Raw genomic sequence first — 13963 nt, 5'->3', positions numbered from 1 at the left:
CTAACAAACGAAAAAAATCAAAAATGAATCGAAATAAAAACACTGCAGTTAAAAGATCTCTCATTTCAACATTGAAATGGGCTTTAATTCTGATTTTTTCAACAATTATTCTGACTTTTGTTGCTGCTGGTGCGCTCTTTATTTATTACGCAAAAGATGCACCAAAATTAGATATGAGCAAATTAGAGTCACCCCCATCAACGGTCGTTTATGACAAGGATGAGAAAGTAATTGCTACTCTTGGTGCGGAACAACGTGATTTAGTACAGACTGATAATATACCTGTCATGCTTGTTAATGCTGTAACCTCAATTGAGGACCGTCGCTTTTTCAATACACGTGGTGTTGACCCAATACGTATTGCTGGTTCTTTAGTCAATAACTTACGTGGTGGACATATGCAAGGTGGTTCTACCTTAGATATGCAGTTGATTAAACTGTCTTTCTTCTCTACTGACTCAGCTGACCAAAACATGAAAGTCAAAATTCAAGAAGCTTGGCTTGCCTTACAGCTGGACCAAAAATGGTCAAAAGAGCAAATCTTTACTGCTTATGTCAATAAAGTCAATATGGCGAATGGTTATTACGGTATGGGAACAGCTTCTCAAGCTTACTATAATAAACCGTTAACAGACTTGTCTATCGCACAGTTAGCCCTACTTGCGGGTATGCCACAAGCACCAAATACTTATAATCCTTATAAAAACCCAGAAGCTGCGAAATATCGTCGCGATTTGGTAATCAATGCGATGTACCGCAATGGTAAAATCACGGAGAAACAAAGAGATGAAGCCATCAATACACCAATCGATGACGGTCTTCAAGACTTGAAGAGCGGTGTGAGCATTCCTGAATATGCCAATGACTTCATCACCGAAGCCATCAAGCAAGCCAATCAAGAAACAGGAACAGATGCGCCAAATGCTGGCTTAAAGATTTATACTACGCTTGACAGTAAAGCGCAGCAAGATCTGTTCAATATTGTCAATACCAATGATTCTGTACCATTCACTGATGACGAACTTCAAGTTGCTTCAACTTTGATTGATACACAGACAGGTGGCGTTGCTGCCCAAATCGGTGGACGTAAGCAAGAAATTGCGGTGTTTGGTTCAAATCCTGCAACAGAATCTACTCGTGACTGGGGCTCAACGATGAAGCCACTCATCGACTACGCACCTGCCTTTGAAAATGGCATTTATACAAGCACTGCCCAAACTATTTCCGACTCTGGTCCTTACTTCTATCCCGATGCTCAAAATATTCAACTGAACAACTGGGACAATCAGTATCTAGGAAATATCTCCGTACGACAGGCTTTAGCTCTTTCACGTAATATCCCGGCTATTAAAACTTTGGATGCTGTTGGACTGGACAATGCGACTGCTTTTGCCAACAAACTCGGATTTAAGTATCCTGTAGAAACAGGAAAATATGATGACAAAGGTAACCCTATTTTTGAACCAGGAACTATGACTTTCGCTAATGGGATTTCAAGTAACTCAAGAAGTAGTGATTCTCAATATGGTGCAAGCTCTGAACGTATGGCTGCTGCATATGCTGCTTTTTCGAACGATGGTATTTACACAAAACCTTACTATGTTTCGAAAATTGTAATGCCTGACGGCTCAACAAAAACTTATGAGCCAGAGCGCACGCGTGCGATGAAGTCTTCAACTGCTTATCTTATTACTGATATTCTCAAAGATGTTATCAAAGGAAACGACGGAACAATACCTGCTCTTTCTACAGGGCTTTATGCACAAACTCCTGGTCTTCCTGAAGCAGGGAAAACAGGAACTTCCAACTACGATGATGCTGAATATCCTAAAGCTCTTGAAACAGCTGGAATCACGCAAGCTCAGCTCCAAGGTGGTTCAATGGCACCAGACGAAAACTTTGTTGGTTACACACCACAATATTCTATGGCTGTATGGACAGGTTACAAAAATAGACTACAACCTGTCTATGGCGAAAATATGTATATCGCTGCTAAAGTTTTCAAAGCAATGATGACAGATTTATATCCTGATCCAACATCTGTTGCAGACTGGCAAATGCCAAGCGATGTCGTAAAACAAGGTTCTGACCTTAGTGTAACAGGAAATTAATTTATGAAAATCGAGAAAATCGTTAGTGAAATTGCTCAGGAAAATGCTTATATCCTGAGCAATTCTGCTTTTAGTATACTTATTGATCCTGGCAGTCAACCAGAAAAAATTATTGCAAAACTCCAAGAGATTGGCAAGCCTTTAAGTGCTATTCTCTTGACTCATGCACATTTTGACCATATTATGGGACTTGACACCCTCAAGCAAGCCTATCCTAATGCTCAAGTTTATCTACATGAAAATGAAAAAGAGTGGCTCAAAAACCCCGAGCTTAATGCTTCAGCTTTAATGCTCCCCTTTCCTGTCACTTGTAAGACTAATATAGATGAATATTATGTCTGTGATACACCTTATAATCTCTCTGGGCTAAAATTCCACGTGCGCCACACACCCGGACATTCTATTGGAGGAATTAGTCTTGTTTTCGAAGAAGAGAGGCTTATTTTTTCCGGTGATGCACTTTTTGCTGGTGCGATTGGAAGAACAGATCTTCCAAGTGGGAATCACACACAATTACTACAGTCCATTGAGGCAGAACTTTTTAGCCTTCCCGATGATTATACGGTTTATCCAGGGCACGGTCCAAGCACAACGATTGGAAAAGAAAAACTTTATAATCCATTTTTCTAATATAAAAAGCCCCAATGGGCTTTTTTATATTCAGCTTAGTAAGCTTCCAGAAATTTCCCTCAAAAAAAAAACATCTCTATATTAATATAGAGATGTTTTTTATTATACAGATAATGTTTGGCCAGGATAGATATTTCCTGTAATACCGTTCATTGCGGCAAGTTCATCTGCTGTTCTTCCATAAACAGAGGCAATTGACGTTAAAGTATCACCTGATTGAACAGTATAAGAACTAGAAACGGTGCTTGTTGCCATCGTTGAAGCACTTGTAGTTGAAGTTGTCGTCGTTGCACTAGTCCCAGCTGTTGGTATCTGGAGAACTTGGCCTTGCATGATGTGTTCTGTAGCTGAGAGACCATTTTGGGAAAGAATTGCATCCATTGATACACCATAGTGTGCTGCAATATCATAGACTGTATCACCTTCTTGAACAGTATAAGTTTGTGTACCGTATGAACTTGTATCTGTAGAAGTTGTAGTTGTCACATAGCTTGTTGTTGAAGTTGTAGCGACTTCTCCGCCATCATAAGCTGTTAAACCATATTGCGCAATAACAGCATTTAATTTTGAGGCATAATTTGGATCTGTAGCATAGCGTCCTTGCAACCAAGCGGTTGCATCTTGATAAGAGCTTGTATTTTCACGCCAAACACCTGAATACAAGAAAGAGCCACGTAATAAACGTGCTTGTGCAGCACAAGCCTCTGCAACTGAAGCATAAGCTTGGAAAGGTTCCACGACATTATGCATTTGTCCGTCAAGAAATTCTTGTGTAGGCAAATAAACTGGATTTCCTGAAGTGTATTTCACACCGAAAATATTATTATAATTTACAGCTAGTGCACTTTGTCCAGCACTGCTTTCCAAAATACCTTGGGCAATCATAACAGAGGGGTAAAGACCATATTCGTTTGCGACTGGAGTTGCTGCTTCAGCCAACTCTTGTACTGACATTGCTTGTGCTTTCACAGCCCCAAGACTTGTAAGGGCTACAGCAGCTGCGCCAAATAAAAATTTGTGTTTTGTATTCATCTTATAAAAACTCCATAAATAAAATATTCATTATTTCTAAGTATATACTATTTATTATCTAATGTAAAACTATATAATCCTTGATATTATATTTTTATAGCGCTTATTCGCTTTTTTTATGTAAAACTGATAAAGTAGGTTTTATAATAAGAAGCAGGATCATCAAAGATAAAAGGAGATTTCTATGTCTAAAATTTATGAAAACATTACTGAACTCATTGGGCAAACACCCATTATCAAGCTTCGCAATCTTCCTGAAGACAGTGCTGAGGTTTACGTTAAACTTGAGGCATTTAATCCTGGAGGATCAGTAAAAGACCGTATTGCCCTCAATATGATTCGGCAAGCAGAGCGGGATGGACTACTAAAAGAAGGTGGGACTATTATTGAACCAACTTCTGGAAATACTGGAATCGGACTTGCTTTTGTCGGAGCTGCTTTAGGCTACAAAGTTGTGATTGTCATGCCTGAAACCTTCTCACTTGAACGCCGTAAATTAATTCAAGCTTACGGTGCTGAACTTATTTTAACTCCAGCTGCTGGAGGAATGAATGAAGCTATTGCTACAGCAGAGCATCTTGCAGAAGAAAAAGGATGGTTCCTTCCACTTCAATTTGACAACCCGGCTAACCCAGCTGCTCACGAAGCCACAACAGCTGTAGAAATACTGGACGTTTTTGGTGAAACAGGTTTGGATGCTTTTGTGGCTGGTGCGGGAACCGGTGGAACTATTTCTGGGGTTTCCCATGTACTGAAAAAAGCAAATCCTAATCTCAAAAGTTATGCGGTAGAACCTGCAAGTTCTCCTGTCTTAACAGGCGGGCAACCACAGCCCCATAAACTTCAAGGGATTGGTGTTCCTTTTATCCCTAAAGCTTTGGACACTTCTTCTTATGATGAAGTAATTGATGTCCCTGTGGAAGAAGCTTTTACTACTGCTCGCGAAATTGGTTTTAGCCAGGGCTTCCTTGTAGGGATTTCAAGTGGTGCAGCAATTTGGGCTGCTCTTGAAGTTGCGAAAAAATTAGGTAAAGGAAAGAAAGTATTGACCTTGTCTGCCGACAATGGCGAGCGCTACCTCTCTACAGAACTCTATGATTTTTAATTCTTAAACTCTTAACTTAAGAGAAACATCAATAGTTGTAATTTAGCCACGTCTTTACTTAAACAACAGATAAAAAAGCTCCGACACTTAATCGGGCTTTTATTCTTTTATCAATTCGCTACTTTAAGCATTTCTTGATAAATATTGCGGAAGATTGTAAGAAAGGCTTCAATCTCTAACATATTATTTGTATGGTCCAGACTAACACGTACAGCGCTGGTTGCAAGATCAGGTTTGACATGCATAGCCATGAGTGTGCCGGCAGCAGCATTTTTCTTCGAAGAACATGCAGATGTTGTTGAGATGAAAATCTCATGTTTTTCAAAAGCATGAACAACAACTTCTCCTCTAACTCCACGAATTCCAAAGGTCAATATATTGGGAGCAAAGTCATCCATTTCTGAAAAAAGGATAATTTTTTCTTGCTTAGAGAGTTCCTCAAAGATGATTGCTTTCATTTGACGAATTTTCTCAACTTTATGATCAAAATCAGATAGTGCAAGACGAAGGGCCTTAGCTGTAGCAGCGATACCAGCAACATTTTCAGTCGTCGAACGCTTGTTATTTTCCTGACCACCGCCATGTAAAAGAGGGGCTAAGCGTTTCCCTGATTTAATATAAAGAAAACCGACACCACGTGGCCCGTGGAATTTGTGCGCTGAAAATGTTGCAAAGTCCACACGTTCCAACATAAAGTCCTCAACAGCTATTTTACCAATGGCTTGGACAGCATCGATGTGGAAAGAAATGGTAGGACGATTTTCCAAGAGTTTAGCGATTTCTTTGATCGGTTGAATAGAGCCTATCTCGTTATTTACGGCCATGACAGATACCAAAATTGTATCTTCGCGGATTAATGCCTCAAGCTCTGAAACTTTAACAAATCCCCGTTCATCAACTGGTGCTTCATCAATTTCAAATCCTTGCGTAGCTAACCATGCTGCAGTATTTTTAACTGCAGCATGTTCTATGGCTGAGATAATGATGTGCTTACCAAATCTTTCTTTTTCATATGCCACACCTTTTAAGACCCAGTTATCGCCTTCTGTTCCACCACTCGTGAAGAAAATTTCCTCTGCATTAACATGAAGTAGATCCGCGATTTGACGGCGTGAAGCCTCCAAAAGACGTGTTGCAGTTGTTCCTAAACTGTGCAAGCTCGAGGGATTTCCCATGATTTTAGTGGCTACATCTGTATATGTGCGTAAAACTTCTGGATTTATAGCGGTAGTGGCTGAATTATCAAAGTAAATGATTTTAGTTTCCCCATTTCTGAATAACATTTAGCAGCTTCCTTAGCTTAAGCAGCGGAAGCATTTTTTCATCCTTACATTCTATCACTTTTTTCTCGCTTTTTACAGCTTGAAAATCATTATGTACTCAACTGTTATCTTCATTCTGTTTTACTGTAAGTAAACATGCAAGAGCTACAAATTTTTATAATCAAAGACAATAAAAAATACCATGGTTAACCACGGTATCAGTATTTCTACGCTAGATTATTTAACAGCGTCTTTCAAAGCTTTACCAGCTTTAAATGCAGGAACTGTAGTTGCTGCGATTTGGATAGCTGCACCAGTTTGTGGGTTGCGTCCTTCGCGAGCTGCACGTTCACGAGTTTCGAAAGTACCGAAACCGATAAGTTGAACTTTTTCTCCTTTTGCGAGGAATTCAGTTACTGATTCACCGAAAGCGTTAACTGCTTTTTCAGCATCTTTTTTAGTCAATCCAGCTTTTGCTGCAACTTCAGCAATAAGATCTTGTTTGTTAGCCATTTTAAAAATGTCCTCCATATTTTGTTTTACCTGTTCTTATTAGGCACTTTTCATTTTATCAAATGTTGTGAACCTTTGCAAGCCTAAACAGCGTTTTTCTGCGGTTTTTAGCTGATTTTAAGGTTGAATCATCAAATTAAAAGTAAAGTTTCCACTGACTAAATCTAGCTGATTTGCTTTTAAATATAAATTATCTGCTAAAGTAAGTTGTGGCAGATGTAATATGACTTGATCCTTCGTCGGTAAGACTTCTACAAAGGCTGGAAGCTTAATGCTTGACTTCACATAAGCAAGAACAGCACTTGTTGGTAAGTTCAATGTCCCTGCCGAAACATTCTTCACCTGAAGTGCAACAGAACCATCATTTAAAGCCAAAGGTTCAAAGTAAATATAGAGTGGAATTTTTTGGCCAAAAAGTTGGTAAGAAGCTTCTAAAACAGCTTGACTATTTGATAGATAGAATTTATAACTCATGTCTGAAGTCTGAAAATCTTGCAGATAAGTATTAATAAGCTGGTTTAACTGGTCCCGATTAGTCGTTATTTTAGCGACTTCTGTCGTCTCTTTAGGCTTACTTACTTGTCTCAAAGATTGTTGGTCCCGCACATTAAATACGCGACTCGAAATAAAAGCAAAAGTTCCAAGATTAATTGCTAATAGAGCAAGAAAGAGCCATTTCCAGATTGTTTTTTTATTTTTCATTGATCACCTGATATTCTTTGAATACTGCATCAGCCATGATTTGATAGCCAATATTGTTGGGGTGGAAACTATCTGCTGTATAAAGGAGATCATTGATTTGAGACTGACTTTCAGAAATCCCTTTCTCCCCTCCGATTCCTTTGTAAAGCAAATCGTTAATGGCAATAAAACTCGTATTTTTTTCTTCTTTTACCGTCTCCTCTGTTGCGATATTCCAATTATTAATGATTGTTTGCAAGGCTGTTATATTAGGAAAATTCATATAGAAAGGATTATAAATCCCTAAAACATAGACATGAGCCTTAGGATTATTTAGCCGAATAGTCTCAAAGATTTTTTTCAGCTCATTTTGATAATTACGCGCAGGTTGTTCAAAGTCTTTTTCTTTAAGTTTTGAAAGACGAGCAACATTATCTCGGATAACTTTCATAACATCATTCCCACCAACAGTCAAAGTGATAAAATCTGCATTTTTTATAGCAGTTTGGATTTCTCTGTCCTGCATTTTTTCATAGATTTGGGTACTTGTATCACCTGCATGACCAAAGTTTTGTGACTCTACTTTTCCTGTGGTTTGGTTTTCTACCTCTTTTGCTAAAAGAGGGACGAAGCCACCTTGGCCTGTTGCATCACCAACACCTTCTGTTAATGAGTCTCCCAATGCCACGTAATTCACGATTTTATCTTGATCCTGTACTTCTTCTTTTAAACGGTTGCCAGCTGGAGTACTCATCAAGGAAAGCAAACAGAATACAAGTAAACTTGCTAGCAAAAAGCCAGCAAGTTCAAGAATAATTTTCAGTTTTTTATTCATAATCAATCATTACAGCCCAAGCACCCGGTCCTGTATGAGTAGCAATAGTAGAGTTAGTATCGAGGATAGAAATTGGTTTTTCAACAAATTTTTGCAAAGCTTCCTTCGCTTTATTAGAAAAATCAAGTCCTTCTACATGTGAAATGCCAATCTCACGAATTTTACGTCCAGAGTTTGCGATGTGTTCTACCGTTTCATCTAACCATTTGGTAAATGTCTTATTCCCACGTCCTCGTGTCATTACACCTAGCTCACGGTTTTTTAGTTCCATCACGATACGTACATGCAAGAGACTTCCCACGATTCCGGTTGTACGACTGATACGTCCGCCTTTAACCAGGTTTTCGAGCGTCGAAATCCCAATAAACAGTTCTGTATTTTCACGTACGTGATTAATTCTCTTCAAGATTTCTTCTTTTCCAAGACCTTCTTTAGCCAATCGTGCGGCTTCCACTACTTGGAATTTCAAACCTTGGTCCGTAAAATCACTATCAAGAACTGTTACATCACGGCCAGATAGCATTGCCCCTTGACGTGCTGCTTGTACTGTACCGCTTAAACTTTCAGTGATGTGGATGGAAATAATCGCATCTTCTTCACTGGCAATTTCTTCATATTTTTCTGCAAAGACCCCTACAGGAGGTTGGCTTGTTTTAGGCAATGCCTTAGAAGCCTTCATTTTTTCCATAAATGAGTCCAAGGGTAAGTCTGAATCAAGGTAAGTTGTCCCGTCAATAGTTACCGACAATGGAACTACAGTAATATCAAGTTCTTCTACTAATTCTGGTTCAATAGTTATTGATGAATCTGTCACAATTTTAATTGTCATATTTTCTCCAAATCAAAATAAAAAGACTTCGATTTCTTTTCTAAACAATCTATGTTAATATATATTAATATTATACCAAATGAACTGCAATTTCGCTAATCCTCTTTTTCAAATTTATAAATATTTTGATTTTAGAAAGCGAAATTATTATGGAAAGAAGGAGATCAATGGAAAAGCCAGCTTCTCGCGCTTATCAAATTGTCGACCAGGTCTTTAATGCCATCACACACGGAGTCGGAACTGGTCTTGCTATTACAGGACTTGTTTTACTCATACTTAAAGGAGTAGCCAATCATTCACCGATACAGATTGTTGCTTTCTCAATTTATGGAGCCTCTCTTGTACTACTTTTTCTCTTTTCAACTTTGGCACACAGCCTACACTTTACACGCGCTCAAAAAGTTTTTCAAGTTTTTGATCATAGCGGTATCTTTTTACTCATCGCAGGAACTTATACCCCTTATTGCCTCGTTACATTAGGAAATTGGCTAGGCTGGGGAATGTTAGCACTTGTTTGGCTTTGTGCGATCTTGGGAATAGTCGTTACAGCTATCTACCTCCCACGATGGAATACCGTGCCTAGAGGTTCAACTGTCCTTTATATTGTTATGGGATGGGTCATCCTCTTTGCCATTTACCCTCTCTGGCAGCTTCTGCCTGCCTATGGCTTCTGGTTTCTCGTTGGAGGAGGCGTAATTTACTCTGTCGGTGCAATTATATACCGTTATAAATTCCCTTTCGCTCACGTGGTCTGGCATCTTTTTGTTCTTGGTGCTGCAATGCTGATGTGGTTCTCCATCTATGGTTATGTGGGATCATAAGAAAAAACGCTATTTATAAACAGCGTTTAAGACATAGGTTTTCAACTTGTTCAAAAGTAAATCATTTTCTTCCACATAGACTTGAGTCTGTGTGGTTTTTTTTGTGTCAGCAAAATGCAAAATGACTTGTATTCCTCCAGGAAACTCCCGTAAAATTCGAGAAATATGCGTATTATGACTTGCATCTTCAAGATTCAACCAAAGTTTACGGTCTGTCTCTTCTACTTCGATGACACGATCAGCTAGCATCTGTAAAGCATCGTTTCTTTCAGAAACTTTGCCAGAAATTAAATAAAATTTTCCTTTTTCGAGATTTGCCATAAACCGCCGATAATTTTCTGGGAAAAGTGTAATATCAAAATTTTCTTTACTGTCAGTTGTGGATAGGAAAGCCATTGTCTCTCCTGTCTTTGTACGATGGGTACGCACAGCAAGCAGCTCGACTAAAACAGTCGCTCGCTTATTTTTTTGCAAATCAGTCAGTGCTGTAAAATTTGTTTTCAGTTTAAGTGCTAAAGTTTGCAAGGGGTGTGGCGTAATCCCTACACCTAAAAACTGCTTTTCATACTCGTATTTCTCGGATTGCAGATAATCTTCTGCATCTTGAAAAGAGAATTTTAAGGCAGATGCACCGAAGAGATCCAGTTGAATATTTTGACTATAATCAATGAGAGTTGATAAGTTTTGAGCCAGCTTCCCTCTGTTCATGTCTTGATCATCAAAAGCTCCAATCTGTACAAGTGGTAGCAAATAATCTTCTTTCTGGAAATTTTGAGGTAAACTTTTCACCAAATCTGCTAAATCACTAAAGGGCCTATGTTCAACAATCCAAAATGCCATATCTCGTGGAATGCTCCGTACATTTGCTAAGCCCAAGGCGATTTTACCATTTTCTACTCTGTCATGATAAGGCATCCGATTGATGGAAGGTTGCTCCATTTGAAAATCATTATCCAAAGCGTCTTGCATCATGCTCTCTCTTTTACGGTCTCGCAGCTGAACCTCATAAAATTCATCGGGATAATTCGCCTTGAAATAAGCGATTTGAAAAGCTAGAGCAGCATAAGCATAGGCATGAGAACGATTAAAACCATAATTAGCAAAACGTTCAATCAGACGATATATCTCCATCGCTTGTGCTTCGGTGTGCCCCAACTTTAAGCTTCCTGCTAAAAATTCAGCTTGGAGTTCTTCAAATTCTTTTCCTTTTTTCTTTGAGATTGCACGGCGGAGCAAGTCAGCCTTACCCAAAGAGAAGCCAGCAAAGCGTTGTGCAACTTGCATGATCTGTTCCTGATAAATCATAATACCATAGGTTGGCGCTAATATTTCTGTCAGTGTCTCGTCAATAACTTCTACTTTTTCCTGTCCATGTCGGCGGGCAACGAATTGGGGAATAAACTGTGAAGGGCCTGGACGGAAAATAGATGTCGCATCAACAATATCCTCAAACTTTGTTGGAGCTAAATTACGCAAAAAACGTCTCATCTGTGGATTCTCAAATTGAAAAATACCTAGAGTATTTCCAGCCCGGAAAAGTGCTAACGTTTTGTCATCTTCTAAATCTATGTGCAAAGGATCGATGTGAACATTTTTTCGTTTTTGTACTAATTCACATAATCGCTCAATTATCGTTAAATTTCGTAAACCCAAAAAGTCGATTTTCAACAGACCAATTGCTTCAACATCCGGTGCCTCATATTGTGTCAAGGCCAAATCATCGGATGGTTTTAGAGGCACGTAATTGACCAAGGATTCTTGGCTTAACACCACGCCCGAAGCGTGTGTCGATGTTTGACGCGGTAAGCCTTCAATACGAGTAGCTATCTCATACACCTTCTGCAATCGACTGTCGCGTAAAATTTCAGCCTTAAGTTTAGGATTTTCCTCGTACTCATCACGAAGCGAACCAAACCGTTGTCTCAACATGCGTGTGAGAGAAGAAAGCTCAGCTTCGTTCATCCCAAAAGCCTTTCCGACATCACGTAAAGCTTGTCGTTTACCTAAGGTCGAGAAAGTCACGATCTGCGCCACATGGTCGCTACCATAACGCCGCTTCATATAAGCAAGCAACTCGGACCGTTTGGTATCAGGCATATCAATATCGATATCGGGCATTGCTACACGTTCAGGATTAAGGAAACGTTCAAAGAAGAGATTATTTGCCACCGGATCAACATGAGTGATACCTAAGGTATAAGCCACCAATGAACCAGCAGCAGAGCCACGCCCCATGCCGCAATAGATGTCGTTTTCACTTGCATAGCGTAATAAGTCGGCAACAATAAGAAAATAGTCATCGAAGCCCATTTGATGGATGACCGATAGTTCATGATTGAGACGTGCACGATAGTCTTCTCCTGCAGGCAGATTGACTTCTGCTCTTTCACGAAGAAGCTCTGCTGCATTTCTTTGTTTATCAAACTGAGGCAAGCCTAACTTCTCACTAAAGTCATACGCAATATTTGCAACTAAGTTTTCAAGATTATCTAAGGCTTGAGGATAATTCTTAGCATATAATTTTTCGTAAATTTCTGGTCTCTGCAAAAGTTGGTCATTTGACAAAGTCAACTCTTGATTGTAAGGTATTAAATCACGAATCGCATGTAGAACTTCAAGGCTTTCATTATCGACCTGTGACAAGTAGCGCACAGGCTGAAAAGGAAGGTACGGAAACTGAAGCGAAGTTCCTCCGACACCTGTAGGCAAGATGCCAATATATACTTCTGCTTGAATCTGTGAAAGGGCTGAGAGATTCGCATAAGACTCTGGTACCACTAAAACGACATCATTTAAAAAACTCTCAATATCAGAAAAACGGTGACGACCGTAATTATGACTGGAAGAGATTTTTAAAAGATTTTTATACCCCTCAGTATTTTTAGCAATAAAACTAAAGGATACAGGTAAACTGTCCAGCTCAAAAACAAGCTCAACCCCAATAATGGGCTGTATGTTTCTCTTTTGTGCTTCAATAGCAAAGTGATAAGCACCATGTAAATTTCCGACATCACAAATGCCGAGCTGTTTATAGCCCATTTTTTCTGCCACATTCAGATAATCATCTACTCGGACAACACTATCTAAAAAACTGTACTCTGTTTTGGTGTTGAGTTGTGCAAACATTTGGCCCCTTTCTCCTTTGTTTTTATACTTTTTTCGCATAATTCTTGAATTTTAGCTCTAATAGTATTATACTTTATTTTGAAGAAAAATCGAAAGAAGAATTATTATGAAAGTACTTGTAACTCTTTTCTGGTCAGCCGTTATCGGCGAAGTTGTAGGTTACATCATGACCGCACTCGCTGGGGTAGCTGACAAGCCGTTTAGCACTTTGGTTGTCTCACTGGTATTCGGACTTTTTGTTTTACTCATTAGTAAAGTCGGAGTTGTGGAACCAAAGCATTAATCTCTCTTTCAAAGACCGATCAAAAAAAGCAGGTTTTTAATCTGCTTTTTTTGTGTCATAATAATCCTTTTCTTGTAGCTCCCAATACTCTTGATCTGTCTCACTAATTTCTCTTAAAATACGTGCCGGATTTCCCACAGCGATGACATGTGCGGGCAGATCTTTAGTAACTACTGCTCCTGACCCTACAATCGTTCCTTCGCCAATACTAACACCTGGATTCACAATCACACCTGCACCGAGCCATACACGATCACCAATAGTGATTGGTTTTGCATATTCAAGCCCTCGAACCCGAACAGCTGCATCGATAGGATGCAATGGTGTAATCAGGCTTACGCGAGGTCCAAACATCACATCGTCTCCAATAGTGATTGGTGCAACATCCAAAAAAATACAATCCACATTGGCATAAAAATTTTCACCAATGTGTGTGTTAAAACCATAATCGACTTGAAGTGGCGGATTCACATAAATAGATTTTCCTGTACTCCCAAACAATTGTTTCTCTAAAGCAATAATTTCTTTTTGATCCATTAGGCTGGTTTGATTTATCTTTTGGGCAAGTACTCTTCCTGGTTGTGGATCATACTCTTTTTCAATCTTAGATGCTCTATAAAGTTGTCCTGAAATCATACGTTGATACTCTGACATGGCTTCTCCTCTCAATATTGCATCCAGTATATCAAATTATGATAGGAAAAAATATTAAAAAGTAAGCACTAAAAAAATCCC

General features: G+C 39.1%; 13 protein-coding genes. 5 read left to right on the top strand and 8 right to left on the bottom strand.

Features of this window, described 5'->3' with window-relative positions:
* Window positions 1–23: 23 nt before the first annotated feature.
* Window positions 24–2111, top strand: coding sequence for a transglycosylase domain-containing protein (locus lgb_RS01715; RefSeq protein ID WP_019294164.1), 2088 nt, complete (start codon window positions 24–26; stop codon window positions 2109–2111).
* 3 nt (window positions 2112–2114) lie between these two features.
* Window positions 2115–2741 carry an MBL fold metallo-hydrolase gene (locus lgb_RS01710; protein WP_019294165.1) on the top strand — a complete coding sequence of 209 codons (627 nt, stop codon included), beginning with the start codon at window positions 2115–2117 and terminating at the stop codon, window positions 2739–2741.
* A 102-nt stretch (window positions 2742–2843) separates the two neighbouring features.
* On the opposite strand, the gene lgb_RS01705 is transcribed toward lgb_RS01710, so the two are convergent.
* Window positions 2844–3773 (bottom strand): glucosaminidase domain-containing protein, encoded by a 930-nt coding sequence (locus tag lgb_RS01705; RefSeq protein ID WP_019294166.1) that lies wholly within the window; start codon window positions 3771–3773, stop codon window positions 2844–2846.
* 184 nt (window positions 3774–3957) lie between these two features.
* Between lgb_RS01705 and cysK the strand changes: the two genes are divergently transcribed.
* The gene (cysK, locus tag lgb_RS01700; protein WP_019294167.1) at window positions 3958–4878 is read left to right on the top strand and encodes a cysteine synthase A; all 921 of its coding nucleotides are present in this window, start codon (window positions 3958–3960) and stop codon (window positions 4876–4878) included.
* 110 nt (window positions 4879–4988) lie between these two features.
* Here the strand turns inward: cysK and lgb_RS01695 are convergent, their stop codons facing one another.
* The 5 genes from lgb_RS01695 to lgb_RS01675 all read right to left on the bottom strand — a co-directional run bounded on the left by lgb_RS01695 (window position 4989) and on the right by lgb_RS01675 (window position 8998).
* Entirely contained in the window at window positions 4989–6134 is a 1146-nt protein-coding gene (locus lgb_RS01695; protein ID WP_029345878.1) for a cysteine desulfurase family protein, read from the bottom strand.
* 243 nt (window positions 6135–6377) lie between these two features.
* The gene (locus lgb_RS01690) at window positions 6378–6653 is read right to left on the bottom strand and encodes an HU family DNA-binding protein (protein WP_003133973.1); all 276 of its coding nucleotides are present in this window, start codon (window positions 6651–6653) and stop codon (window positions 6378–6380) included.
* 117 nt (window positions 6654–6770) lie between these two features.
* Window positions 6771–7355, bottom strand: a complete 585-nt coding sequence (locus lgb_RS01685) for a YpmS family protein (protein WP_019294169.1) — start codon at window positions 7353–7355, stop codon at window positions 6771–6773.
* The gene (locus tag lgb_RS01680) at window positions 7345–8169 is read right to left on the bottom strand and encodes an SGNH/GDSL hydrolase family protein (protein ID WP_029345879.1); all 825 of its coding nucleotides are present in this window, start codon (window positions 8167–8169) and stop codon (window positions 7345–7347) included. Before lgb_RS01680 ends, lgb_RS01685 begins: the two co-directional genes overlap by 11 nt.
* Window positions 8162–8998 (bottom strand): DegV family protein, encoded by an 837-nt coding sequence (locus lgb_RS01675; RefSeq protein ID WP_019292641.1) that lies wholly within the window; start codon window positions 8996–8998, stop codon window positions 8162–8164. The genes lgb_RS01680 and lgb_RS01675 overlap by 8 nt, the downstream gene beginning before the upstream one ends.
* A gap of 167 nt (window positions 8999–9165) precedes the next feature.
* Between lgb_RS01675 and trhA the strand changes: the two genes are divergently transcribed.
* Entirely contained in the window at window positions 9166–9819 is a 654-nt protein-coding gene (trhA, locus tag lgb_RS01670; RefSeq protein ID WP_019292642.1) for a PAQR family membrane homeostasis protein TrhA, read from the top strand.
* 9 nt (window positions 9820–9828) lie between these two features.
* On the opposite strand, the gene lgb_RS01665 is transcribed toward trhA, so the two are convergent.
* Window positions 9829–12945 (bottom strand): DNA polymerase III subunit alpha, encoded by a 3117-nt coding sequence (locus lgb_RS01665; RefSeq protein WP_019294171.1) that lies wholly within the window; start codon window positions 12943–12945, stop codon window positions 9829–9831.
* Window positions 12946–13051: 106 nt separating this feature from the next.
* On the opposite strand from lgb_RS01665, the gene lgb_RS01660 reads away from it, so the two are divergent.
* On the top strand, window positions 13052–13228 hold the full coding sequence (locus lgb_RS01660; protein ID WP_017369403.1) for a DUF2929 family protein: 177 nt from the start codon (window positions 13052–13054) through the stop codon (window positions 13226–13228).
* 36 nt (window positions 13229–13264) lie between these two features.
* On the opposite strand, the gene lgb_RS01655 is transcribed toward lgb_RS01660, so the two are convergent.
* Entirely contained in the window at window positions 13265–13882 is a 618-nt protein-coding gene (locus lgb_RS01655) for a sugar O-acetyltransferase (RefSeq protein WP_019292644.1), read from the bottom strand.
* Window positions 13883–13963: the final 81 nt, after the last annotated feature.

Source organism: Lactococcus petauri, from assembly GCF_023499275.1.
Taxonomy (GTDB): domain Bacteria; phylum Bacillota; class Bacilli; order Lactobacillales; family Streptococcaceae; genus Lactococcus; species Lactococcus petauri.
Note: the sequence above shows the minus strand (reverse complement) of the source record. Positions and strands in the feature narration are given on the sequence as shown.